This window comes from Vibrio olivae (assembly GCF_042428525.1).
GTDB classification, from domain to species: Bacteria; Pseudomonadota; Gammaproteobacteria; order Enterobacterales; family Vibrionaceae; genus Vibrio; species Vibrio olivae.
Window position 1 is genome coordinate 28864 of record NZ_JBHMEP010000006.1, and the last position, 25788, is coordinate 54651.

Annotated in this window: 23 protein-coding genes and 1 pseudogene; 12 read left to right on the forward strand and 12 right to left on the reverse strand. The window is 44.4% G+C overall.

Annotated elements, in window-relative coordinates; all coding sequences use genetic code 11:
- The 3 genes and pseudogenes from ACFFUV_RS16460 to ACFFUV_RS16470 form a co-directional block, all read left to right on the forward strand.
- Window positions 1–504 (forward strand): annotated as a pseudogene (locus tag ACFFUV_RS16460) (hypothetical protein); the annotation flags it as partial.
- Window positions 505–506: 2 nt separating this feature from the next.
- Complete coding sequence (locus ACFFUV_RS16465) at window positions 507–2156, forward strand: BatD family protein (RefSeq protein WP_390194780.1); 1650 nt, start codon at window positions 507–509, stop codon at window positions 2154–2156.
- Between the two features lie 73 nt (window positions 2157–2229).
- Complete coding sequence (locus ACFFUV_RS16470; protein ID WP_390194782.1) at window positions 2230–2397, forward strand: hypothetical protein; 168 nt, start codon at window positions 2230–2232, stop codon at window positions 2395–2397.
- 99 nt (window positions 2398–2496) lie between these two features.
- Here ACFFUV_RS16470 and ACFFUV_RS16475 read toward each other — a convergent pair whose 3' ends face one another.
- Together ACFFUV_RS16475 and hisC are read right to left on the reverse strand one after the other, a co-directional pair.
- Window positions 2497–3270: an ABC transporter substrate-binding protein gene (locus ACFFUV_RS16475; protein WP_390194784.1), complete on the reverse strand. Its 774-nt coding sequence runs from the start codon at window positions 3268–3270 to the stop codon at window positions 2497–2499.
- Window positions 3267–4376, reverse strand: coding sequence for a histidinol-phosphate transaminase (gene hisC / locus ACFFUV_RS16480; protein WP_390194786.1), 1110 nt, complete (start codon window positions 4374–4376; stop codon window positions 3267–3269). Before hisC ends, ACFFUV_RS16475 begins: the two co-directional genes overlap by 4 nt.
- 182 nt (window positions 4377–4558) lie before the next feature.
- On the opposite strand from hisC, the gene ACFFUV_RS16485 reads away from it, so the two are divergent.
- From ACFFUV_RS16485 to ACFFUV_RS16495, 3 genes are all read left to right on the forward strand, one after another.
- Window positions 4559–5437, forward strand: coding sequence for a LysR substrate-binding domain-containing protein (locus ACFFUV_RS16485; RefSeq protein WP_390195146.1), 879 nt, complete (start codon window positions 4559–4561; stop codon window positions 5435–5437).
- A 92-nt stretch (window positions 5438–5529) separates the two neighbouring features.
- A complete protein-coding gene (locus tag ACFFUV_RS16490) occupies window positions 5530–6948 on the forward strand; it encodes an MATE family efflux transporter (protein WP_390194788.1) in 1419 nt (472 codons plus the stop codon).
- A 139-nt stretch (window positions 6949–7087) separates the two neighbouring features.
- Entirely contained in the window at window positions 7088–7867 is a 780-nt protein-coding gene (locus ACFFUV_RS16495; protein WP_390194790.1) for a nitroreductase family protein, read from the forward strand.
- Here the strand turns inward: ACFFUV_RS16495 and ACFFUV_RS16500 are convergent.
- Window positions 7861–8799, reverse strand: coding sequence for a LysR family transcriptional regulator (locus ACFFUV_RS16500; protein ID WP_390194792.1), 939 nt, complete (start codon window positions 8797–8799; stop codon window positions 7861–7863). The two genes, ACFFUV_RS16495 and ACFFUV_RS16500, sit on opposite strands and share 7 nt — an antisense overlap.
- Before the next feature lie 149 nt (window positions 8800–8948).
- Here ACFFUV_RS16500 and ACFFUV_RS16505 point away from each other — a divergent pair, with 149 nt between their 5' ends.
- Complete coding sequence (locus ACFFUV_RS16505; protein ID WP_390194794.1) at window positions 8949–9746, forward strand: DODA-type extradiol aromatic ring-opening family dioxygenase; 798 nt, start codon at window positions 8949–8951, stop codon at window positions 9744–9746.
- A gap of 70 nt (window positions 9747–9816) precedes the next feature.
- Here the strand turns inward: ACFFUV_RS16505 and ACFFUV_RS16510 are convergent, their stop codons facing one another.
- The 6 genes from ACFFUV_RS16510 to ACFFUV_RS16535 form a co-directional block, all read right to left on the reverse strand.
- Window positions 9817–10737, reverse strand: a complete 921-nt coding sequence (locus tag ACFFUV_RS16510; protein ID WP_390194796.1) for a homocysteine S-methyltransferase family protein — start codon at window positions 10735–10737, stop codon at window positions 9817–9819.
- Between the two features lie 228 nt (window positions 10738–10965).
- A complete protein-coding gene (locus ACFFUV_RS16515; protein WP_390194798.1) occupies window positions 10966–12612 on the reverse strand; it encodes a methyl-accepting chemotaxis protein in 1647 nt (548 codons plus the stop codon).
- 156 nt (window positions 12613–12768) lie between these two features.
- Window positions 12769–13047, reverse strand: coding sequence for a hypothetical protein (locus tag ACFFUV_RS16520; RefSeq protein WP_390194800.1), 279 nt, complete (start codon window positions 13045–13047; stop codon window positions 12769–12771).
- Entirely contained in the window at window positions 13047–13427 is a 381-nt protein-coding gene (locus ACFFUV_RS16525; protein ID WP_390194802.1) for a hypothetical protein, read from the reverse strand. Before ACFFUV_RS16525 ends, ACFFUV_RS16520 begins: the two co-directional genes overlap by 1 nt.
- 41 nt (window positions 13428–13468) lie before the next feature.
- Complete coding sequence (locus ACFFUV_RS16530; protein WP_390194804.1) at window positions 13469–13774, reverse strand: hypothetical protein; 306 nt, start codon at window positions 13772–13774, stop codon at window positions 13469–13471.
- Window positions 13775–13948: 174 nt separating this feature from the next.
- Window positions 13949–14848 carry a helix-turn-helix transcriptional regulator gene (locus ACFFUV_RS16535; protein WP_390194806.1) on the reverse strand — a complete coding sequence of 300 codons (900 nt, stop codon included), beginning with the start codon at window positions 14846–14848 and terminating at the stop codon, window positions 13949–13951.
- Between the two features lie 77 nt (window positions 14849–14925).
- On the opposite strand from ACFFUV_RS16535, the gene ACFFUV_RS16540 reads away from it, so the two are divergent.
- Window positions 14926–16287: an MATE family efflux transporter gene (locus ACFFUV_RS16540; RefSeq protein ID WP_390194808.1), complete on the forward strand. Its 1362-nt coding sequence runs from the start codon at window positions 14926–14928 to the stop codon at window positions 16285–16287.
- On the opposite strand, the gene ACFFUV_RS16545 is transcribed toward ACFFUV_RS16540, so the two are convergent.
- Entirely contained in the window at window positions 16284–17045 is a 762-nt protein-coding gene (locus ACFFUV_RS16545; RefSeq protein WP_390194810.1) for a BUD32 family EKC/KEOPS complex subunit, read from the reverse strand. The two genes, ACFFUV_RS16540 and ACFFUV_RS16545, sit on opposite strands and share 4 nt — an antisense overlap.
- 319 nt (window positions 17046–17364) lie before the next feature.
- On the opposite strand from ACFFUV_RS16545, the gene ylqF reads away from it, so the two are divergent.
- Window positions 17365–18309 carry a ribosome biogenesis GTPase YlqF gene (gene ylqF, locus ACFFUV_RS16550; RefSeq protein WP_390194812.1) on the forward strand — a complete coding sequence of 315 codons (945 nt, stop codon included), beginning with the start codon at window positions 17365–17367 and terminating at the stop codon, window positions 18307–18309.
- Between the two features lie 64 nt (window positions 18310–18373).
- Here ylqF and ACFFUV_RS16555 read toward each other — a convergent pair whose 3' ends face one another.
- Entirely contained in the window at window positions 18374–19360 is a 987-nt protein-coding gene (locus ACFFUV_RS16555; RefSeq protein ID WP_390194814.1) for a CobW family GTP-binding protein, read from the reverse strand.
- 411 nt (window positions 19361–19771) lie between these two features.
- Here ACFFUV_RS16555 and clcA point away from each other — a divergent pair, with 411 nt between their 5' ends.
- The 3 genes from clcA (at window position 19772) to cqsA (ending at window position 23612) form a co-directional block, all read left to right on the forward strand.
- Window positions 19772–21175 (forward strand): H(+)/Cl(-) exchange transporter ClcA, encoded by a 1404-nt coding sequence (gene clcA, locus ACFFUV_RS16560; RefSeq protein ID WP_390194816.1) that lies wholly within the window; start codon window positions 19772–19774, stop codon window positions 21173–21175.
- Between the two features lie 98 nt (window positions 21176–21273).
- The gene (locus tag ACFFUV_RS16565) at window positions 21274–22251 is read left to right on the forward strand and encodes a TDT family transporter (RefSeq protein WP_390194818.1); all 978 of its coding nucleotides are present in this window, start codon (window positions 21274–21276) and stop codon (window positions 22249–22251) included.
- Window positions 22252–22430: 179 nt separating this feature from the next.
- Window positions 22431–23612, forward strand: a complete 1182-nt coding sequence (gene cqsA, locus ACFFUV_RS16570; protein WP_390194820.1) for an alpha-hydroxyketone-type quorum-sensing autoinducer synthase — start codon at window positions 22431–22433, stop codon at window positions 23610–23612.
- Window positions 23613–23647: 35 nt separating this feature from the next.
- On the opposite strand, the gene ACFFUV_RS16575 is transcribed toward cqsA, so the two are convergent.
- Window positions 23648–25693: a hybrid sensor histidine kinase/response regulator gene (locus ACFFUV_RS16575; RefSeq protein ID WP_390194822.1), complete on the reverse strand. Its 2046-nt coding sequence runs from the start codon at window positions 25691–25693 to the stop codon at window positions 23648–23650.
- Between the last annotated feature and the right edge of the window lie 95 nt (window positions 25694–25788).

Below are 25788 nucleotides of genomic sequence, written 5' to 3' on the forward strand. Positions count from 1 at the left end.
CAGAATCAACAGAATCAACAGAATCAACAGAATCAACAGAATCAACAGAATCAACAGAATCAACAGAATCAACAGAATCAACAGAATCAACAGAATCAACAGAATCAGTCTGATCGACAAGGCCAGCAAAGCAAGCAAAATGGCAATCAATCACAACAATCAGACGCGAATCGCTCACAAAGCGCCCAGCAACAACAGCAAGAGAAACAAAATCAGTCGGCTCAGGAGCAAAATGCACAGTCTTCGGATAAACGTCAGCCAACACCGTCATCTCAAGACCAGTCGCAAGCTGCTAAGCAAGCTCGCACGTCATCTGACGATGAGCAAGATGACAGCTCGCAATCGTCTCAAGCATTACCCCAGTCCGCATCGTCGGTAGAGCCGGAACTGAGGAAGCTAGAACAAGTTGAAGCGGCGCGTGACCCTAGCCAACTGCTGCGTGCTCAAATGATTCTTCAAGCCAAACAGAAACAAGCGCCTCTTGATACAGGTAAAAAGTGGTAATCATGACTATGCAATCAATTCGCTCCCTGATACTCATACTGTTCATTGGACTTAGCTATAGTCCACTCAGTTTTGCACTTAATCTGCAGGCCAGCGTAAGCAAAAATAAAGTGGCGCAAAATGAAGTGTTTCAGCTACGTATTGTCGCTGATGAGCGCCTGTCTTCCGATGACATCAATTTTGATGTGTTAGACCAAGACTTCTACCTAAGTCGCCCAAGTTTTGGCTCATCAATAAACAGCATTAATGGTAAACGGACCACACGCAGCGAATGGAATATTTCCCTTGCCAGCAATAAATTGGGGATGGTTAAAATTCCATCTTTTGAGGTCAATGGCGCTCAAACGCAACCCATCGCTATTCAAGTGGTCAAAGCGCAAGATGCCGTAGACCCTTCAGAATTAATCGACCTTAATGTTAGCCTCGACAACCAACAGCTTTATCCGAACGAATCCGCCATTTTATCGATTCAATTAGTCGTAAAATCCAGTGCCAGTCGCCTCAGAAACCCACGTATTTTTCCGCCGAAAATTGATGGTTTGAGTATGGAATCGGTGGATAATGGCAATCAATACAACACCGTCATTGATGGCGTGAGCGCCTCGGTTGTTGAATATCAGTTTCGTCTGACGGCTGACAAACCAGGGACTTATCAATTACAAGGCCCTCGATTTACCGCCAACTTAATGGATGATGATCCTCGTTCGGGCTCTACCCGCTTGGTGCCTGTCGATATTCGAGGTAAAGACTTCACGATCACCGTAGAAGGAAAACCCAGCAATTACTCTGGCGTCTGGCTACCAACGCCTCAACTGACGCTAGGGCAAAATTGGCAGGACAGCAATAACAATGCGGTCGATGTGCGCTACGACCAACCCTATTCAACACAAGTGGGTGAGTCACTATCACGAGAGATCACGTTAGATATTCAAGGTCTTAACCCTGAACGATTCCCAGATTTAAAGATTGACTACCCGAACTCTGTGCGCGTCTATAGCGAAAAACCGCAATTTGAGAAACTCGACAATAATACAACTCGCATGACTCTAAAGCAGGTGCTTATTCCTCAAGCGCCAGGTGCTGTTACGCTTCCCGGGTTAACACTCAATTGGTGGGATAGCCAAGAACGAGAGCAGCGCAGTGCAAGTCTTAACGCTCTAACGCTGGACGTGGCCAGCGCAACCAGTATTAATGCCGCTCCCGTTGCACCTTCATTACCCAGCGTCGATAACCCTGTCGAAACCGTTACCATAAAAGATGCGGGTTGGTGGCCAACCCTCAGCGCCATACTCGCCGTTTTATGGTTGGTTACCGCAGCCATTGCATTCCGTCTGGGACGCCATCGTGGCAGTAAAGCACCAAATAAAACCGAAATCGATGTGGATAATCATTGGGACCAGCTACTTTATGCATGCCAGCGTAACGATGTCATACAGATTCAACATTACTGTTCTTTATGGCTGCAAGATCACCCTGAGTTACTCAGCCAATATCGTGCAGAAATCGAACAACAACTTAGCGAGATGAACCAATCTCAATTCTCCGAGTCAGATAAGGTATGGCAAAGTCGTCATTTAGTCAGTGTGCTTAAGAAAGCACGTAAATCTCTCAAAAAAGAGACAGCAAAAGACGTCACACTAGCCAAACTCTAGCTGACCGTTGACATAGGCGACGATAGTTAATGCTAGTTTTATAACTAAAGTGGATGTATCGGAGGGAGAGATTGTGTCTGCTGCACAAAGCCCAAAAACTGAAGAGACGTATGTGATTATTTATTTTGATGGTGCCGACATGGCGTCATTTGAAATCGAAGCAGAAACTCGCGAGGAAGCGGTCGAGGCATTCAAACATACGGGTCGTTCAGATAAAGATGTATTTTCTATTCGCCCCTAGTTCGCTACTCGAATACAAAGTTCATCACGCGTTATAAAAAACCACGTCCAATGACGTGGTTTTCTGCTTTTATTACGATAACGGTTAGCCCCTATAGGGTTATAAGTTCTCGCCATAAATATCAAAATTGAAGTATTTGGCGGCGATTTTATCGTACGTGCCATTATCTCGAATGGCTTTAATTGCTTGGTTGAATTTAGCCGCGAGCGCTTTATCCTGCTTACGTAACGCAAGCGCTGTTCCTTCTCCTATATAGGCTTTATCGGTTACCGCTTGGCCTTTAAACTCAAAGTCTGCGCCCTCAGGCTTATCTAGAAATGCCAATGCCAGTTGATCCGCATTACCAAAGGTCACATCCAAACGACCATTTTGCATATCGAGATACACTTCATCCTGACCACCATAGCGTTTAATATCCGCGACACCCGCAAACATATCTGTTACATAGCGATCATGAATGGTTCCTTGTTGAACACCAATTACTTTGCCTTCTAGCCCTGCTTTATCAATCGTAAAATCCGCAGATTGTTTGGCAACAAAGCGTGCAGGAGTCTGATAGTACTTATCCGTAAACAGAACTTTCTTTTTACGGTCTTCCGTGATTCGCATCGAGGCCATAATCACATCCGATTTACGAGCCATCAAACTCGGTATCAAGGCATCCCAACCTTGGGAGACCCAAGTACAATCCAGTTTCGCCTCTTCACACAGAGCATTAGCAATTTCAATATCAAAGCCAACGGGTTCGCCCTGTGCATTTTTATAGTTAAACGGTGGATAGGTAAAATCCGAAGCTAACCGAACTTCCTTTGCACTCACCACACTACATACCAAGCTGGTAATAACGGCTAATCCCAAAGTGAATTTTTTCATTTCACGATTCCTTTTGATTCATTGTGTTCATTGGTATTACTTACAGAATAATTGTTCATGGCCTCAAGCACGTCTTGCATACTGGCTTGACTGCCGATGGTGATTCTTACGCAATTGGCTAGTGCGAGTTCGTGCCCCTGATCGCGCGTGACGATACCGTGGCTCAACAAATAATCAAACAGTTTTATGCCCGGCTTAGTACGAAGCAAAACAAAGTTGGTTGCGGATGCATACACCGTTTCAATCCAAGCGAAACCAGTGACTTGCTCAGCAAACCAGTCACGCCTGGCAATAAGTTGATGGGTTGCCTCTCGCATCTGTGCAATTCCTTGCTCTGACAGCGCTTTTAGTACAATTTCAGAGCTGGAATCTGGCATCGGGTACGGTGGAATCAGCTTCATCACATAATTCATGACCGAATCATCGGCGATAATGAATCCACAACGTACCGATGCAAGGCCAAACGCTTTGGATAACGTTCTAATAACCACAAGGTTCGGGTAATCAAGGACTAAGTCCGCTACGCTCTGTTGCCAATCGAACTCGATATAGGCTTCGTCCACCACCACTAATGTATCGTCTCGAGTGGCCTCTAAAATGCGTTCGATATCTTTACGCGCCAACACATTCCCAGTCGGATTATTGGGTGAGCATAGAAACACCACATTGGCCACCTTCGCAGCCGAAATGACCCCTTCGACATTTAACTCGAACTCGTCACCGAGTAATGGTACAGGCAAAGTAGCAACGGAGAGTGCTTCTGCACAGAATTCGTACATAGCGTAAGTGGGCGTACACACCACGATGTTATCTTTTCCCGGCTGACAAAAGGTGCGTATTAGCAGATCTATCGCTTCATCTGCGCCGCGTACAGCAAGCACGGGTGACTTGATCTCACTGTAACTTTGGTACGCCTTTGCCACTTCTGATGGCATAAAATCGGGATAACGATGATACTGCCCTTGCCCCGCAACGTAATCGATAGGCTGCTCTAATTCGTTGGCATTGAGCCAAATACGTCCTGCGCCTCCAATCCGACGAGCCGACTGATAAGGTATTAACTTTTTTATAGCCTCTGGTGCTAATTTTTCTGCAACCGATGACATTCCAACCTCATTACAAATGTTAATGATTTGTTTATGGTAATTTTTTATGCACTAAAAACATGAATAATGCGTTTATTTGCAATTTTATTAACTTATTAACCATTCAAACAAAAACCATTTGTAAACTGAATCGAAATAAAGACATACTAGGCATGATAAAAATTCATAGCTGTAACTCTTTTATGCCATTACCATCGACCAAATCACTGCAAGTATTTCTTGCCACAGCGAAACACCTTAATTTTACTCGAGCCGCAGATGCGATGAACCTGACCCAAGGAGCCATTAGCCGGCAGGTCATTGCGCTTGAAGAAACCGTCGGCGTGCCATTGTTTTATCGGCATGCTCGTGGCTTGTCCTTAACCGAACAAGGTCGTTTGCTTGTCCCCAAAGCCCAAGACATTCTTGACCGCCTGCAGCAGGCGATATCGGATGTCAGCGCCAGCTCTTCGCGTATCAAGCTTAATGCTCCGAGCTGTGTGACCTCATGGCTGTTACCACGGTTAATGGCGTTTCAAGATGCCCACCCAGATGTCGATGTTGAACTGACGTCAAGCATTAATCATCACTCCGCACCGAACTTCGAAGCCTTTGACGTGGTCATCATCTATGGCAAAGAGCCAAGACAGCCGAGCGTCACCAGCCATCATTTATTTGAAGAGCGCCTTACTCCGATGTGCCGCCCTGAACTGTGGGATGCCATCGTTCCCAAGGCCATCTCTGACCCCAGTCCTTGGCTTGAACAATTTACGTGGCTTCACGCCAACAGTACACAAAGTGATTGGCAACTGTGGCTAAACCATCGTCAGCAAAAGAAAATGTCGAGTAAAAGCAATCAGCACTTTTCGACTCTAGACCAAGCAATGAACGCTGCACAGCAAGGGTTTGGTATCGCCATTGGCGATGTCACGCTCGCGCAGCAAGACTTATTGATGAATCGTTTAATTCAGCCTTTTAACGACACCGTGTTATCGGGTCAAAGCTATTACTTTTTGTATCCAAGACAAACTCATAACCCAATCTTGAACTTGCTACAAAATTGGCTAATTTCAACACATTAACTGACGCGATTTTGCCGTATGATAAAACGAAGAGAATGAATTAGAACGGGCCGGCTAATACGATGCCCACCACCACCTCTAGGATAGGATGAATGCCAAGTCGACAAAAGCTACTAGAAGCGCCGATTCACCGAGCCCTGCTCTCGCTAGCCATTCCAATCGTCATCGGGCAAATATTGCAATCCACCTATCAACTGACTGACGCGTTTTGGGTCGGGCGGTTAGGCGCGCATCAGGTTGCCGCCGTATCTGTTAGTATGCCTGTCACCTTTTTAGTCATCGCGCTTGGCTCGGGACTTGCGATGGCAGGGGCAACATTAAGTGCCCAGTATATGGGCGCTCGCCAATACGAAAAAGTCAATAAAGTTGCAGCGCAAACCATGCTAATGGTGTTGTTTAGCTCAATCATTCTTGGGCTTACTGGCTATTTGCTATCACCCTACTTTTTAACACTCTTACAAGTTGAGCCAGCGGTTTATCAAGACGCACTGCGATTTATGCATGTGTCATTTATTGGTGTGGTGTTCGTTTTTACCTTTGCGATGTTTCAAGCCATTATGCGCGGTATCGGCGAAGTCAAAGTGCCGCTCCTGATCGTCTTTGGTACGGTCATTCTTAATTTCTTTTTGGACCCATTATTTATTTTTGGCTATGGCCCACTCCCTGGCTATGGCGTGATGGGCGCCGCACTGTCAACGCTGGTGACTCAAGGGTTAGCAGCGCTTCTTGGTCTAATGGTGCTACTAAAAGGCCGCCATGGCATTCATTTACGTCGTTACCATTTTAAGCCTGACATGAGCTATATACGCCGCGCGTTCTTTTTGGGTGCGCCCGGTTCGGTTGAGCTTTCCGCCCGTGCTTTGGGCTTAATCATTATGTCCTTTTTGGTCGCCAGTTTTGGCACCGTCACGATTGCCTCTTACGGCGTAGGATCCAACATACTGCAAGTGGTCACGATCCCTGCGATGGGGCTATCGATGGCGGTCTCGACCTTAGTGGGGCAAAACCTCGGTGCTAAACAGGTCGAACGCGCCGAGCACGTCACGTACATCGGCACGTTATGGGGTTTTATTGCGCTGACTATTTTAGGCATTCTCGCCTACTTTTTTGCGCCAAACATTGTCGGATTCTTCATTCCGGATGATCCTCAGGTCATTGAAAATGGAGGGCAATTTGTCAAAACCATGTCTCTAACATGGGGATTTATTGGCGTACAGCTGTGCGTTGTATCAGCATTTAGAGCCTCAGGAAATATGGTCAATACCATGGTGCTCTCGTTGCTCTCACAATGGGTATTTCAATTTCCCTTAGCGTATGTGCTGTCAAAGCATACACCGCTATCACAAACGGGAATCTGGTACTCTTTCGCTATCACCAATGTCCTGATAGCCGCAGTATCCGTAGCCTGGTTTGCACGCGGTCGCTGGAAGCAAACCCGGCTAACCGATGATGATCAAGACGTGTTGCAAGTCACCGAAGAAGCGCTATTGGATATTGAAGACCATCGATAGGCATTATATTGTGCAGTCGGGCTTTTAAAATCAGCGTGAGCCAACAAGCGTTGTAAGCTCTTCATACTTGAGCAAATCACGTAAGCCACGGATACTAGGGCTCTTTCACTCAATAGTTAACTGCTCTAAGGTTACTTACATGGACGTTTTTCAAAGCCTTCACCATCACCGTTCAATTCGCCAATACCATCCAGATCCTATCGATCCACAACTGCTCGAGCAGATATTAAATGCAGGCATACGGGCATCATCATCTGGGAATATGCAGTCGTATTCGATTATTGTCACCCAAGATCCACAGCTCAAGCAGGCATTGTATGAGCCTCACATGCAACAAAACATGGTTGTGGATGCACCTGTTCTTCTCACGTTTTGCGCCGACTTTCGCCGCATGCGTAAGTGGCTCGAGCTTAGCGATGCTCCGCTGAATTTTGATAACTTTATGAGTTTTATGATTGGAGCGATTGACGCCACTCTGGTATCGCAAAATGTGGCTCTAGCCGCCGAAGCGAAAGGTTTGGGACTATGTTATATGGGATCGACCTTAGCGAATTGCGACCAAATCGCCGAGCGATTAGCGCTGCCCCAAGGTGTCGTGCCTGTGGTCGGCTTTTCACTTGGCTACCCCGCAGAAAAGCCAGACATTCGAGATAGGTTGCCCTTAGAAGGCTTGGTGCATTACGAAACCTACCATGATCATAGTGATGAAGAGATTAAACGTATTTATGCTGATCGTGAGAAATCTGGCTGGGAACGCTACATGTCCTACCCTGACCTAAGAGCAATGATTACCTCGTCAGACGTCGAAAACTTAGCACAAATCTATACCAAATTAAAATACACTCGAGACTCTCATATCACCTTTTCCAAAACCGTACTCGATTGTCTTAAAGCACAAGGCTTTATGAATCATCAATAACCCTTGTTGGGCAACTTGAGCTCATCAAGCTGCCCCGTTTTATCCCAATACGGCGTATCACCGTAATATTCACTCAAGAAATCGATGAAATGGCGTACTTTTGATGCAAGAAATTCACGATGGCTGTATAACGCGTAGAGACCCAAAGATTCGATAGGAAAATGCTCTAGGGCGACAAGTTCACCGCGAGCAAGAGCTTGCCCTGTCAAGAATGTCGGTTGAATCGCATAACCACGCCCTTGCATCGCCATATTCACAATGACATCGCCATTGTTACTGGCAAAGTCACTTTTAAAATCCTGAATGGAAACGGACTTCGGCCAATCAACCAGTAAACTACGCAGGTCCGAATAGGTAAATCGCAAATAATTTAATTGGCTCAACGCCACTAAGTCTTGGGGTATTCCGTGTTGCGTCCAATACTGCGGAGCCGCGCACAAAGACAAGCGAATAGGGGTAATTTTCTTCGCCACCAGCGTAGAGCTTTTAAGGTGGCCAATTCGAAGCGCGACATCGATACCTTCATCCAGCAGATCGACTTTGCGATCGGTCAGAAACAGTTCAACCCGCATCTCTGGGTAACGCTGCTGAAATTCGGTTATTGGATTGGATAAATGGTGAATCCCAAACGACATCGGCACACTGACCCGTAGCGTCCCTGTCACCTGATTTTGCAAATTAGTTAAATCATTCTCCATATTATCAATATCTTGGAGAATTTGCTGGCAACGCTCAAAGTATGATTGACCGGCTTCGGTTAGATGGACTCGTCGTGTGGTTCGATTGAGAAGCCGCACCTGTAAACTCTCTTCTAACTGGCCAATGTACTTACTGATCAATTGCGGAGATATCTCTAAGCGACTCGCGGCTTTGGTAAAGCTACCTTCCATAACCACAGCATTAAATGCACGCATTGACGTAAACTTATCCATATTAACAACGCTCCGTTGATAATTAAGCAATGAATACCCGTTTTATCATACAATCTAACAGAGGTATATTAGTTCCATCGCAGTCGCCACCAACGAATAGATGAAAGAGTGGCGCAGTAATTCGCCGAAATGGCTAAGAGAGAGGTAACATGACAAATCAAACCCGTATGCCAGCGCTGTTTTTATCCCACGGTTCTCCAATGATGGCGATGGAGTCTTCATCAACGACCGCGTTCTTTAAAACGTTGGGACAATCCGTTCCTACACCAAAAGCAATTGTTATTTTCTCAGCGCACTTTGATTATCGTGGCCCTGCTGTTATTACCAGTGGGCATACTTTGGGTACCATCCATGATTTCTATGGTTTTCCTCAACCTCTGTATGATATTCAATACCCAGCTCAAGGTGCCCCAGAGTTAGCCAAAGAAATCGAAACAATGCTGACTGATGCAGGTATTCCCGCGATAACCAATGGCGAACAAGGGTTAGATCACGGAGCTTGGATCCCCATGTTGTATATGTTCCCCAACCATGATGTGCCTATTATCCAAGTCTCGATCGACAGTACTAAAGACGCGATTTCACACTACGAAATTGGTCGATTTTTGCGTCCACTACGTGAAAAAGGCGTGTTGTTTGTCGGTTCGGGTGGTATTAGCCATAACTTACGTGAAATCTTCGCGCCAAATGCGGATCCACAACGTGTGGCGAAAGTGAATGAGTTTACACAATGGGTCGGAGACGAAGTGACCCATGGTCGTGTCGATGCTTTGCTTGATTACCGTAACCAAGGCCCACATTCGTTGTATAACCATCCAACGCCGGATCACTACCTACCACTGCCAAGTATTCTAGGGGTGACTTATGATGATGAAAAAGGTCAAGTACTGCATCGTGCAATGGATTTAGAGATACTTGCTCTGGATGCGTATGGCTACGGAATGTAATAAAAAAGCGCCTATTAAGGCGCTTTTTTTAGGAGCAAAGAACAAGGAGAACGACTTTGACTATTTTGGACTATTCACCAATAAGGTGACAATGTAACTTGTTGATATGCTCCGGACCAATACCACAACACCCACCAATTAAACTTGCCCCGAGTTGACGCCATTTATCAGCCCAAGCTAGATAAGCGTCTGGGGTTAAATCGGCTCGAATGTCATCAAGCCCCTCATTTGCTGTCGCTTCCTTGGTTTGAGGCGGAAACGCATTGGCATACGCTCCAACTTGAATGTGGTTTGCGCCTTTTTTACGAAGAATGGTTATCGCCGCTTCAACGGCTTGTTCAATGACTTCCGGCTGAGAGCAGTTGAACAGAATCGCTTCAACACCTGCATTTGCCAAAGCCACAACCGCTTCCTCAACTGGCTCGCCAGAGCGCAGTAGCGGTGTATCTGATGGATTTTCATCATCCAATGTAAACGCTACCCAAAACGGTTTATATTCACTCGAGATCTGGTCAGTTAGTGCTTTGATATCAAGCGCTTCTGTGATTAAGCTCTGAGTCTCGGCCAACCAAATGTCAGCATAGGGCGCTAGGCCTTTAATCAGAGGCGTGGCTATATTTGCAACATCGTCTCTTTGGTAGAGATCTGGACGATAAGATCCAAACATAGGCGGTAAGGAAGCTGCTACTTGCACCGCTTTACCTGACTCAGTAACGGCTTGTCGCGCCACTTTTCCCGCTTCAGTCGCTAACAACAACGCAGATTCCAAGAAGCGTTGTTCACCGAGATGAAATGGCACTAAAGCATAACTATTCGTGGTAATAATTCTCGCCCCACTGTCGATGAAATGCCGATGAACTTGTAACACGGAGTCTGGTGATTCAATCATAGCAAGCGCAGACCATTCGGGTTGTTTAAACGGAGCACCAATGCGTGCGAGTTCTCTTCCCATTCCGCCATCAAGTAATGTAACTGGCTGTGACTGCATCATTCTTCTCTCACCTATAAACGACAAACATCTAATGGACGTCTAAACATCTAGAATTCCATTGAATGGCAATATAATTGACTTGCTATTTATTGACAAGCATTTTGTAAATTCTTTTATTGAAGTTAAGGACAAAACAAGCTGCTCATTTTATCTTTGTGGGCAATGAGTTAGAGTAAAAAAAACGAAGGCGCGATGGCCTTCGTCTTATCAACGCACATAGCGAACATGCTATAACTTAAAGTAACTGACCAACTTATCAAGCTGGGTTGATAGTCGCTGCAGGCTAGCACTCGCGTCGTTGAGCTGCTCTGCAATATCTGTCGTTTCGGTAGTAATTTGATTGATGTCTTCTACGTTGCGGTTAATGTCTTCAACCACGCTGGATTGCTCTTCGGTCGCCGTCGCGACTTGGATATTCTGGTCACTGATTTGATCAATATAACTGTCGATTTGCTCAAGCGATAAATTGGCTTTATCTGCGTATTCCACCACCAAACCACTTTTTGTTCGGCCTTTATCCATAGCATCAACCGCTCGCTGCGACTCAGCTTGTAAGCTGTCGATGATATGTTGAATTTCTTCTGTTGAATCCGCTGACCGACTCGCAAGCGTGCGGACTTCATCGGCAACCACGGCAAAGCCACGGCCTTGCTCCCCTGCCCGCGCCGCTTCTATCGCTGCGTTCAATGCTAGCAAGTTGGTTTGTTCTGAAATGCTACGAATCGTATCAAGCGTAGAACTGATACCATCAATTTGGCTGGCTAACGATTGCACCACCGCCGCTGACTGCTCAAGTTCGGTTGAAAGCTGAGCGATCTGCTCTCTCGCCTGCCCAACGACTTCACGCCCGTCAGCAGAACGGTGCGTTGCATCGCGCGCAACTTCGGCTGCATTAGCCGCATTCGATGCAATCTCCGTTACTGTAGCGCCCAATTCATGTATAGCTGTCGCCACTTGTACCGTGCGATCTCGTTGAGACGTACAGTTGCTTTGGGTCAGTTTTGCTCGCTCAGCCACATCCTTCGCCATCGCTGACAAATCTCTTGAGTTGGACGCAACCTCATTGATCGACTCATGTACTTTTTGAATAAAGCGATTGAAGCTGTTACCAATCTCGGTAAGCTCATCTTTACCTTGCAGATCAATACGCGTATCAAGTGCCAAAGTTTCAGCAGCGCTGCTCATCGTATCGCGCAAGAACGAAACTCGCTTGCGTAGATTATTGACGATAAACCAAGAGGTAATAAACGAAATCACCAAACCAATAATGATCACAGCAATTTGATTACGACGGCCATTTTGATAACTGGTCACACTCATGGCATTTTCCGATTGCGCTTGTACTAATAACACATCCAATAAATCATTGGCGGCTTTACGCATCGTGCCATAACTTTTCGCGTATCTATCGCGATATAAACGCTGTGCAAGGGGAATGTCACCTTGTTCAAACGCATCAAGCAAAGGGTTCAAGTCATTGCTGACCATTGACTCAAATTGATTTAACAAATCGTTCGCTTTGGTTTTTAGTTCAGGATTAACCTGAGCATCCACCGCTTGAGTCATCGCTTCACGCATTTGCGGAATATCTTCTGTACGCGCCTCTTTAACGCGAGTTAATACCCCACGTTCATCACGTAGCGACGTTTCCTGCAAAAGCATCATATCGATACCAACACGCATTCTCGGTATCCTCGAAGCCGCTTCGGCCATTGCTCGCATCGGCGACGCGGTATTGAGGTACAATTTTTCCGCCTGAGTTTGCATTACCGACATTGTCGTCAAGCTACCTAGTCCAACAATAATCAGTGCAATACATGGAATTGCAACAGCAATAATAAGGCGGCTTTTAAGCGTGAGCCTATTAATAAACATGAAGGGTCCTTTTGTATATAATTCGTACCATTATTGATAAACAACTTAAGTATAAGAGAAAAATATACAAAGGAAGTGAAATGTTTGGATTCGTTGAACTGTGCCAGATTTATTGCTCAGGAATGCAACAAAAGTGTTAGAAGACTATACCGTGGACTAGCTGTTTTTATCCATCCACTGAGCTAGGTATTGCTTGCCCATCATCAGCAACTCGGTTCGGGCGGTTGCAAGCAATAAATTACGCTGGCTATTCACAACATCGCATTGCGTCGTTGCACCAGCGATAAAGCTTAACCCTAAACCTTGTGGACTTGACGCCAGATTCAGTACCTTACTTTTATACTGTTGTCGCGAATCGCTCGCCAATTGCTCCATCGCTTTGGTTTTCGCATGAAGTAAGTCGCGCTTGCGGCGCATCTCTTTTAGACCAAACATTAGTCCTCCTCATCACTTGGGATTAACGCATCCAACGTTCGAGTAAAGTTCATTGATTTCAATGTTCTCTTAACCAAAATCATCAATCCATACGCGGAACCTAAGGTAATGACCGCCCCAACAAACAATGTTAAAGGTAAAGAAAATCCCGCTTGCCAAGCAATCACTGCGACTGCAGCGATAAGGAGCAACCAAGCCGTTACTAACAATACCGCTGCGCCACACATCAACGCGACAAGCTGTGCGCCAGAAGCAACCCAAATTTTTGCTTCCAGAGCGCCAAGCCCCAACACTCGTTTAAACCAAAGTTTATGAGTTTGAGTAACTTGTTCAAAGCTAATCGCTTGCTCTGTTGCTTGTTCTGAACTGGCTTGGCTCATCGCGTTGTGACCTCTAATAAACTAAAACGGCTGTGAGGAGATTATTTACGTTTGCTGCACAAGAAACCAGCCACTACCGCACCGGCTAAAAAGGCGATACCTACTGATTTTACTGGGTTTTCTTGAGTGTAGCTGCTGACAGCAGTCGATACACGCTCAGACTGAGCTTTTGCTTGATCAGAGATTTTATGGGCTTGATCGCTGATTTGGTTCGCCACCTGACGAATTTGCTCTTCACTGCGTTCAGCGGCTTGCGCTGCACTGTCGACACCTTTATGCGCAGCCTCAGCTGCTTGGTCTACTTTATCGTGTGCTTTTGTTTGAGTGCTTGCATTAGTCGTTGCCATAATATGTCTCCTTCTATTGATGTACTTAAACTAAAGCCAACATCATGCCAACAGTTCATCTTATTCTTTTTAAAGGTCTTTATTAAAAACTTGTTTATTTCGACACGGTGTATGAAAGGAGATTCTGCAGATCGGTTTGTAAAAATTTCATACCATTTTTACGAGCCTCGCTTTTTAGTCTGACTTACGGGTCGTGTTAGTGGTTCGAAATAGGCGCGGCGACATTCCAATAGATTTAGTAAAACGGTGGGTAAAGTTATTGGCATCACGATACCCAAGACGCGATGCAATCATTTTCACAGACCAATCTTTGGTTCGTAATAAGTCTTTTGCTTTATCCATGCGCAAAGAGATCACGTAATCTCGCGGCGTTTTGCCGTAGAGTTTTTTACAGATTCGATTAAGTTGCTCTTCACTTAAGTAAGCATGATTGGCAATCGCACTCACCGTCCAATCAAGATGAAGTTGCGACTCCACCAAGTTAAATACCCGCATGACTCGAATCGAGGCCGGTTTCATCGAACCATCAACTCCAGAAAGCAATTTCACCACTTCACTGACCATTAGGGCACGAAACGTCTGACGACCGTGAATGTCACGATGCACCAAGTTTAAAGCGGAATAAACCGACTCTGCCATGTCAGACTCCAGAACAACCGGCGCCATATCATCAATTGCACGCCACTGAGGGTGAGCCTTTAATAAGATCCATGCCATTTTCCAATGTCGATGTTGCGGGTGGAGCTCAAAACAGAAAGCCGTCTTTGCCGGTAACACGGTCACTGTGTTTTGACCTATTTGTTGCCTACCCTCATCAGTTGTCAGTTGCCCACACCCACCAATCGTTGCAAGCAGAGTATGAACGTCCGGGTTCTGACGCTCCACTCGATAGCCATCATTGAGGTCAGCCAGTCCAGCCATGAATATCTGTTGCTCAACAAATTCGGGAATGTCCGTAGTGGTTAGAAAGCGTTCCTTACACGCCGGCGCTAGATACACATCGTCGCGCCAAGCCATCTTATGACTAAGTGGGGAGATGACGGATTTGCACAGGTTTTTATCAGTTTTGAACATTTTGCTTGCGCCCTGCAAAAGGTAAAGTGAGCGCTATTATAGTCTCTTTTTATTCAACAAATTGGAACTCATTGCCAATGTCTGTTCACGCTCGAGCCATTCAACCACGTTCGGTTTTATTTAACGCATTCAAACTCGGGTTTCCAGTCGCTGTCCAAAGTGCGTTAGTCGCCATTCTTGCTTTAGCGGATGTTTTGATGGTGAGTGATTTTGGTCAAGCGGCGACCGCTGCCGTCGGACTTGCCTCCAAATGGCACTTTGTCGTCACCATGATCATGGCAGGTATGGCCAATGCAAATGGTATTTTGGTCGCTCAATATTGGGGACGGGCAAACGTAGAAAAATCCAAGCAAATTTCACGCTTTGCGATTGGCGCGGGTTTAGTGATCCTAACCCCTGTAACGCTTGCACTCACCTTAGGAGCTGATTTCATCATGCTGCTACAAACCAATGACAGTCACGTCATTGCGTTTGGTGTTGACTATTTATGGTTCGCAGCGCCTGCACTGCTATTGACTCATTTTATTATTGTTGTTGAATCCAGTATGCGCTCGACAGGCGATAGTATGACTCCGTTATTGGTCGCCGCGTTTACCATAGGTTGTAACATTACGCTCAACTACGCCTTAATTTCAGGGCACTTTGGTCTACCTGCGCTTGGGGTTGCTGGAGCAGCGTTGGCAACTACCTTATCGCGTCTTATCCAAGTCATCATTTATCTGATATTACTTAAAAAACGCCAGCACTGGCTGTATACCACCCAAGCAGATAAAGCCGACGCACGACTGAAAAAATCTTATTTACAACTGGCTGCACCAGCCGCAACCGGTGCCGTACTTTGGGCAACGGGCACACTGATATACCAAATGATCTTTGGGCACATGGGAACCACGGAGCTTGCTATTTTCAGCACTATCGCGCCTTTTGAGTCTCTATGTTATTCCGTGTTTCTTGGTATTTCCGTCGCCTGCTCGATCATTCTTGGTCAGCATCTAGGACGAGATGAGTTTGATAAAGCGACACAAACAGCAACGTTGTTTACCCAACTGATTCTAGTACTCGGCATCACCACTAGCGTGGTGCTATTTATCGGTAAAGATGGGTTAATCGAGTTACTTCGTCTTGACGGCTTGGACACCGCTTCCATGGCCAGCTTGGCATTGAATGTGACATGTCTTGGTGTCAGCGTAAAAATGATGAACATGCTGGTCATCAACGGTATTTTACGTGCGGGCGGCGAGAATAAGTTTTGCTTAAAAATGGACTTTATTTCCACTTGGGTATTTGGTCTCCCTCTCACCGCATTGGGCGCAATTTTACTCGATCTCCCTTTCCATCTGGTTTATTTGTGCATGTTGGTTGAGGAAGTGGTCAAAATCAGTTTGTGCTTTACACGCTACAAGAAACACATTTGGCTCAGAAACCTCACCCTCAATTAGAATTTCACCACGGTTTGAGTACTGGTTTCCTGCTCATAACGCCTCAGTAAGCCGTGCAAAGCGACATATTGCTGAGAAAGCCGATTGTGGCGAAAACGTAGAATAAGTGTCGGCAACCATACCCAATGATGAATAAACTCAATGGTTTTATGTAACTCTGTTCGCATCGCTTCGCTAGCCGTCAAGTGCCATGCAAGAAGCTCTTGAAGACGAGTTTCTTGACTCACGCTTTCTAAGCGATAGGAATCAAGCATAAACAAAATGAGATCGCGCACTTGCAACTTTGGTAAGGTCGACACACGGGATTCTTCCAAATCGAGAAAAGTGACCTTACCTTGCTCATCAACGACAATATCTCTCATGGCTGGTCGGCCATGAATAAACCCTTCTTGATGTAAGCGCTGCAAGTTTTTAAAAGCGTTAATGTAGAGTCGTTCTTGCGGCTGATTTTGCACTTGGTGGATTGGAATACCGGAGTTTTCCGTTGCAAATGAAGAGCGAGTTTTGAATATCAACTTTGGCACGGGTAAATGGTGTGCCAGCGCATATTCTAAGGCTTCTAATTCATGGAGAAACCTCTGTTTAGGCGGATAAGCGCTATAGAGAGCTAAATGGGTTAAATGAGGACAAGAACGAAACAATTTGTTGGTCAATACATTGAACCAATTACGTTTATCTTCGCCACATTTTTTAAGCCAAACTTGACGCCCATGAACTTCAAGTTGGTATACATACGGATTACGGGTGATAAGGCGCATGATCAGGTCCTTAGCAGAAAATTAAAGGAATAAAAACTTCTGATCAACAGAAAAACATTATGTTAACACCATTAAAAATGAGATCAATGTCTCAAAATTAAGTTACACAAACAATATATTGCGCAAATGAATCGCTTCCCCTATCGCCATGATAATTTTCGCGCGCATTCCCGTTTTAGCGCATAAAGTGTTAGAATCGCCGCCAACACAATGGCAGCGGTCAAAGCAGCTTATAACCAGAAGGCAATTTACGTCTTTAGAAGCATAAATAAGCGCACTTTACTACCGCTCAGCAAGATATATAAAGGTTGAATTACAAATGGTTAATAACTCGATTCAATGGTTCCCGGGCCATATGCACAAAGCTCGTAAAGAGATCGAGGAAGCTATTCCACAAGTCGATGTCATTATTGAAGTTCTTGATGCGCGCATTCCTTTTAGTAGCGAAAACCCAATGATCGCGCAGCTTAAAGGCGAAAAGCCAGTGGTTAAAGTATTGAACAAGCGAGATTTGGCCGATCCAGTTCTGACTCAACTTTGGATAGAACATTTTGAAAAAGAGCATAATGTCAAAGCCATAGCAATTACCACGTCACAGCAGCAAGAAGTGCAACAAATCCTTGAACAGTGCCGCCAATTAGCGCCTCACCGTGAAGAAATTGGTAAAAACATTCGCACTATGATCATGGGCATTCCGAATGTTGGTAAATCAACCATCATCAACACACTGGCAGGCCGAACCATCGCGGTGACGGGTAACCAACCTGCGGTGACTCGCCGTCAGCAACGGATTAATTTGCAAAATGGCATTGTGCTCTCTGATACACCAGGAATCTTATGGCCAAAAGTAGAAAACCCTCATAGCGGTTTTCGCCTTGCCGCGACTGGCGCTGTCAAAGATACGGCGATGGAATATGATGAAGTGGCTTTCTACACCGTTGAATATCTTGCAAGCGCCTACCCTGAACGCTTAAAAGAACGGTATCAGCTTGACGAGCTTCCAGAGACTGACTTAGAGATCATGGAGGAGATTGGTCGTAAACGCGGTGCCCTGCGCTCTGGTGGTCGTGTTGATTTACATAAAGTATCAGAAATACTGCTTCATGAACTGCGTTCAGGAACACTTGGCCAGCTCACGTTAGAGCTACCTGAGATGATCACTCAAGAACTGATCGAAGTGGAAATTGAAGAAGAGCGTAAAGCAGAAGAAAAAGCCAAACGCAAAGAAGAGCGTCGTAAACGTTACCTGAGAAACAAACGTTAAATTGGATTAAAGGTCTCTAAGTGATTGAGTGCTCAGAGACCTTTTTTGTATGATTGGGCGTTATTTACTTGTGTACGCCCGCAAGCTCTAACAACACGTCCTCTAGCTGATCCCATGGCATCAGTGATGAATCGATCACTTCAATGCGTGATTCAAAACCTTCTAAACTCATTTCATTAACAGATACCACACCTTTTGCCACATTAAATGCATAGCAACCACGTGACGTATTGACCACCGCTTTCACTCGCTCTGCCGTGATGTCATTGAGCATGGAAAGCAACAAATCAAAATCGAACTGATACTCAGCGCCAAACAGCCAACCACAGCTAAAGTAACCTTGGCCTTGATTCTCCCTACGCGAATACGCTTCACCCGGTGGTAATTGGAATTGGGGCTCCATCTGTGCGTGGTGGTGATGGTGGTCATCGCCTTCATTTTTGGCAACAGAATACACACTGTGAATATCGAGCACTTCCAAAGGTAATTCGCCATATTTTACTAATTTTGAAAATACCTTGGGTGGAACTTGGTCGGTGATCCAAGCATTGAAACGATCGATATCTTTCACTTGGCATTGGTCAACTTTGTTACCAACGACTACGTCAGCACACGCGAGTTGGTCAGCAAAATTCTGGTTTGAATAATACTTTTCGTCACTCAGATTTCGCGGATCAACTAAGGCTATCGTTGCTTTTAAATCAACATAGTCTTGATATTGCGGGGAGCGAAGCGTTGCCATTACCTGTTTTGGATGACCTAGGCCTGTTGGCTCAATAAGCAGTCGATCAGGCTTTTGACGCAACAATGCGGTAATGCCTACCGACATTGGCACGCCAGCAGTGCAACACATACATCCACCGGGCACTTCTTTTATCATCGCCCCTTGCTCAGACATCATCGCCCCATCAATGCCTACTTCACCAAATTCATTGACCAACACTGCCCAATTTTCATCTGCAGGCTTGGTTTTTAGCAAATGTAAAATAGCGGTTGTTTTTCCTGAGCCTAAAAAGCCGGTGATGATATTAGTCGGGACGCGGGATGACATATAATCGCTCCAAAAGAATTTTTCGACAGTATACCACTCTTTATAAACGACAAAAGGCGCATCATAAGATGCGCCTTAATCCCTCGTGACTCAATCGTGAGTTTGCGAATTGGACAGTCTCTAGATGCTGACCAATCATGGTACGAGGCGTTGGAAATGACTGTTTGAATCCATCCAAATTGTAGGTAAGGCGATTGCATTCCTCCCTGCGAGTCGGTTCAGATTGCCTTACACTTTAACTATGGATCAGATTTTGATTTGTGCAAATTTCAACTGTGATCTTGCTTGCAAAACGACACCAAATTTGCAACTCAATATTTCATTCTTGTCGCTATAGTTAGACGAGTTGGCGAGTATAATTTGTAGCACATGCTCCCCTTTTTCTTCGTCGACTACGAGGCCTTTAAACTAATGACAAATAGAGAGAAAATAAAGCGGTCTTTTCTTGCCCATGTTCCAAAAGATGCAATAAATCAGTTTCTCTCTAAAGATCGAACCCCTATCTCCGTATTATTCATGGCGCTCTTGGTTGGTATCCTTGCTGGTTTAGTCGGCACCTATTTTGAAGTGGCGGTGCACTTTGTCTCCGAAACGCGCACTGAATGGCTAAAGAGCGAAATCGGCCACCTCGTCCCACTCTGGTTTGCGGCATTTGTTATTAGCGCAGGCTTGGCGTTTGTTGGCTATTTCCTTGTACATCGCTTTTGCTCAGAGGCAGCAGGTTCAGGAATTCCGGAAATCGAAGGGGCGATGGACGGTATGCGGCCTGTTCGTTGGTGGCGAGTCATTCCCGTAAAATTTCTAGGTGGTATGGGCGCCCTTGGTTCTGGCATGGTACTTGGTCGAGAAGGCCCCACCGTGCAGATGGGCGGAGCTATCGGGCGCATGGTCACCGATATTTTTAAGATAAAAAATGAAGACACTCGTCACTCTCTGCTTGCTTCTGGTGCTGCAGGAGGACTGGCGGCGGCATTTAATGCGCCATTGGCGGGGATTTTGTTTGTCGTCGAAGAGATGCGTCCGCAGTTTCGCTATTCACTAATTTCAATTCGAGCCGTGATCATTTCGTCGATGTCAGCCAATATCGTATTCCGGATGATTAGCGGTCAAGATGCCGTGATTAAAATGCCGCAATATCAACCCCCTGAATTGATTTCGTTATGGCTATTTTTGTCATTAGGCATTTTGTTTGGTGTGTTTGGCGTGATGTTCAACCGCTTAGTCACCTTTTCTCAAGATTTATTTGCGCGTATTCATAAAAATGACCGTAAGCGCTATTTAGTCACAGGCACACTGCTAGGCGGATTTTTTGGGATTACCCTACTGTATATTCCTGAACTGACTGGTGGCGGGATTTGGTTAATTCCTAATATAACCAATGGCGACTATGGCGCCGCATTCTTACTTGTCCTGTTCTTGGGTCGTATTTTAACCACCATGATGTGTTTTGGCTCTGGTGCGCCTGGCGGTATTTTTGCGCCAATGCTCGCGCTCGGCACACTGTTTGGGTATGCGTTTGGCGTGGTTGTCAAAGGCATATACCCAGAGCTGGACATAGACCCTGGTATGTTTGCTATCGCTGGCATGGGGGCCTTATTTGCGGCGACCGTGCGAGCCCCCATCACTGGCATCGTATTAGTCATTGAGATGACGAATAATTACTACCTCATTCTTCCGTTGATTACGACCTGTTTAGGTGCAGTGGTTGTCGCACATATGTTTGGTGGCCAACCCATTTACAGCCAGTTACTTCGTAGAACATTGAAAAATGAGAAGTTACGTCAGCGAGATCTCCCAAAGGAGCGACATTCTTAATTGCCAGTTAGTCACTCCTATTGATATTATTTGAACAAATAATACTCTCGGTGAATTTTCACCTGAAGTTCTTATAATACTCAATAGGAGATTAATTTTTGGACTGGAAGCGTTTTATACGGTTTAACGAAGTACCGTCATCTCAGGCATCACTTGCTTTAGCTGTCATAGCACTTGGTCATGCTTGGTCGCTTTACGTTCCTAAAATTGGTCCCTTTACTCGACAATATTGCGCCATTTTTGGTGCTTTATTATTAATTCCAGTTCTAATTAAGTATTTTACTAACTTTTCACTTTTTATTCGTGATCTACAAAATCCGCTCACTGGCAGTTTAATGGCACCAATCACCATGGCGCTCCTGGTACTTTGTGACTACCTTGCCGCCATCTCACCGCTTATCGCCTACCCTATTTGGTTTTCAGCGCTGTTACTCCATCTTGTTATGATGATTTTGTTTTTCTTCTTTCAAATCGTCAATTTCAAAATGTCGCATCTGCTGCCTAGCTGGTTTTTGTACCCTGTAGGTATGATCAGCAGCTCTCTCGCAGGAACTCAATTTGGCCACACCGTTTTCTCATCGACGCTGGTCAATATCTGTGTCGCGATTTATTTCTTTATGTTGCCCGTCGTGCTCTATCGCTTAGTGTTTGAAGGTATGGTGCCTAAACGCGCGAGGCCAACGTTGGCCATTATGGCAGCGCCTATAAATTTGACGCTTGCGGCATATCTGGTCAACTACAAGCATGCGGACCCAATCTTAACCGGTGCTCTCGCAGGGATCGCCATCACAATGACGGTCTTAGTGTATTTATGCTACCTAAAACTGCTTAAATCTAAATTTCAACCTTCGATCGCGACAGTAACCTTTCCTTCCGTGATCAGCGCTGTCGCAATGCACCATCTTACGACCTTTTTTGCCGCCTATTATCCTCACTGGCATTGGCTACACCATTTTGGATGGTTTGAACTTTCTGTTGCAACAGGATTGGTTATTTGGGTCACTTTTGGCTATATAAAAATGTATTGGCCGGAAATAATAAATAAACAAAAAGATATTAAAAACAACGTACCTTAAATTTAGATATACCTCCCTAGGGGTACGGAAAAACAGAAATAATAAATATACACACTATTTTTGTTTGTTATGGTACCCAAAATAATAATAATTTCACCTCGTAATTATATTAAAATTAACTCATATATTTATTTGTCAGCTGGCTATCAGGTTTACAAATAAAAAAGGATATATGAGTTATGAATACCGTTACGAATTTCCCAGTCTTACCCGATTTCATTCAATCGAAGATCGACTACCATCTAGATGATTTAATTCATTCAAATGACAACGGAAAACATTTAGTTCTTGGTAAACGACCATCTCCCGAAGATATCGTTTTACAAAGTAATGATTATTTAGATTTATCTAATAACGCAGAAATTGTGCAATACCATGCTCAATCATTACTCAAAAATCAAAATACACCGTTTATGTCTGGGATCTTCCTCCAGGATGACGAATCCAAACCTGAGATAGAAACCGAACTGGCACGCTTTACAGGTTTCTCCTCTTGTTTGCTTTCACAATCGGGTTGGGCTGCCAATACCGCGCTGCTCCAAACGATATGCGACAGTGAAACTCAAGTATATGTCGATTTTTTTGCTCATATGTCATTGTGGGAAGGTGCGCGTATTGCCGGAGCAAACATTCATCCATTTATGCATAACAACGTTCGTCACTTGAAAAAACTGCTTAAACGTAATGGCCCCGGTATTGTCCTCATTGATTCTATTTACAGTACTGTGGGTACAATTGCACCAATTGAAGAAATTGTTCACGCAGCGAAAGATGCCGGGTGTGCCGTTGTCGTCGATGAATCACACTCTTTGGGAACTCATGGTCAACATGGTGCCGGATTAGTCCACGAACTTGGATTAACCAAACAAGTTGATTTCCTAACCGCAAGCTTAGCGAAAACTTTTGCTTATCGTGCCGGTGCTATTTGGTGTAACAATCTGGCTAATGAATGTATACCATTTGTCGCTTACCCAGCAATTTTCAGCTCTGCGATGCTTCCATACGAAATAGATCGCATATCTAAAACTTTGGAAGTAATCAAGAAGTCGGATATTGCACGCGAAAGATTAGCCGAATCATCAAAATATCTTGCAGAAGGGCTTAAGAATATCGGTTTTAGTATTCGAAGTGACTCGCAGATTATTGCTTTAGAAACCGGAGATGAAAGAAATACTGAAAAAGCACGAGATTTCTTAGAAAGAAATGGTGTATTTGGGGCTGTATTCTGCCGTCCGGCTACCACCCCAAATAAAAATATCATTCGATTATCTTTAAATAGTTCGGTGACTCAAGTTGAACTAGATAAAATTCTCGAAGTATGTCAAACCGCTTATTCGGATCCGAGTATCTACTTCATTTAAGCTCTGAGAGAACCACCACATTTTTGTGGTGTATTTCAGACCCAATCGGAGATTTTATCGAGCATTGTTTCAGAATTAGATGGCTTCACGATGTAATCATTCATGCCTGATAGCCGAATATTCTCAAGTGTTTCCTCTCTTGAATCACCAGTGTGAGCCAAGATAGGTATAGTAGAATAACCATTTGCTGAATTACGAATGAGTGAAGCCGTTTTAATGCCATCCAATTGTGGCATTTCTAAATCCATAATGATCAAGTCAACCGATTGAATATTGAGCTTATCCAATACTTCTTGTCCGTCAGCGGCTTGCACGATGTTATAGCCCTGTTTTTCAAGCAAAATGGAGGTATAAGTTCGTAAAGAATGGTTATCGTCGGCAATCATAATGGTTTTTCCGACTTTAACATCTTTACGTGGGAGCAAATTACGGTTACTGGATGGATTTTCAAAAAACAGTTCATCCAGCACCGATTTTGCATCCATAATCAAACGATTTCGCTCGATTGGATATATCGTTAAATGTCTTTCAATATCCGTGTGATAGGTTTTAGTATTGTCATACAGGAAGACAATTCTGGCTTCGGTAAAATGTAACTTATTTAATAAAGCTTTAAATTGCGTTGGCTTATTAACCATCACTTCCAAATCAAGCAAAATAAGTGAAAATTCAAACTGATACTCTTCTCGCTCCAGCGCATGTTCAAACTCGCAGGCGTTGAAATGAAAACCTTGATAAAACGCTTGTTCACTTAAAAATCGGCCAAATACCGCAGTTTCACCAATAAAGAGCACCGAGCGCGACTTCATAAGGTCGAGCTTAATATTATCCGTTACTTTGGATTCGTATTTAGGGAAAGACAATGTAAATTCCGTCCATTTGCCAACAACAGAGCGGCAACTAATATTGCCACCAAATGAGTTCATTACCTTTTTACAAAACGGCAAGCCTAAGCCGTAGCTCCCGTTTTTGCCAAAGGTGTAAAAATCCTTAAAGATGTTTTCAAGAATATCGGGCTCAATCCCAACCCCATTATCCTTAAAGCGGATAAGGTTCTGATTGCTTCTCGATGTAATTTCGATGTCAATCTTAAAGTCATTTGAGCTTCGATAGTAAAACGCGTTTTTTAGTAAATTGTACAGTGCATATTTCAGCAAGGTATCACTACCAAGATAGTTAAAATCGTCTTCAACATGCAAAAATACCGCTTCTCTATCCAACGCACGCTTATAAGAGAAGCTTTTTAAGGTATTTTCAACGACAGCTTTAACGCTATGCCGCTTAAATGTATTGCGGGAAACACGGTTTTCATCAATTGAAGTCAACAGTAGATCAATGGTTTCATTACCATTACTGATAACTTCATCAGCATCCGTCAATAATTCACGAGCAAGCGATAGCTCAGAGTCAGATATCGAATAAAAATCGCGCTTAATATCTTTATTTTTTGGCAAAATTGAATCAAGAACTTCAAGCGATGATTTGAGTGCGCTTAGCGGGTTGCGCATCTCATGAGCGATACCTGCACCAAATGATTTGGCAATCGATGCTTTAGTTTCATGAGAGACTTGGTTGCGGAAGTAAAACAAGTTGCCAAATATGTAAGTAAAAAGAAAAATTGGTATATATGGCCATACGACCTGCGAAGCCACTTTCTCAAAATCAAGCCCATAAACGGATAAAAAGGCCATCGTGATAAAAAAGGCCGCTTGCATTACCATGACTCGCGTTTGGTGAACCAGCAAGATATGCAGGAATATAGACGCCATAAATGACATCGCCCACACCGTTGTCCAACCATTCTTAAACATCATGAAGGAAAAGAAAAAAGGCAAACTAAAGCCAATTGAAGCTAAGTAATAAGCAGGGATATACTTTTTAAAGTATTTGGGCGCATGATTTCGAAACGCAACACCTACAAACAACAAAGAACATATCACTCTTAACGTTGCGTTTTCATAGGGTTGGGGAAAAATAAACGACCAAACGATATAATAGGTAGGAAATCCTATTATGCCCATCCATCCTACTAAGGTAAGATTCGGTTCCGCATATTGATAAACCTTTCTTACTGTTTCCATTGAAATTCCTACAAACCTTTGTGCCATCCACTAGCCACGTATTTTATAATTTTTTAAAGCTGTGCGCACATCTAACTGACATTAATCGTTTCTGA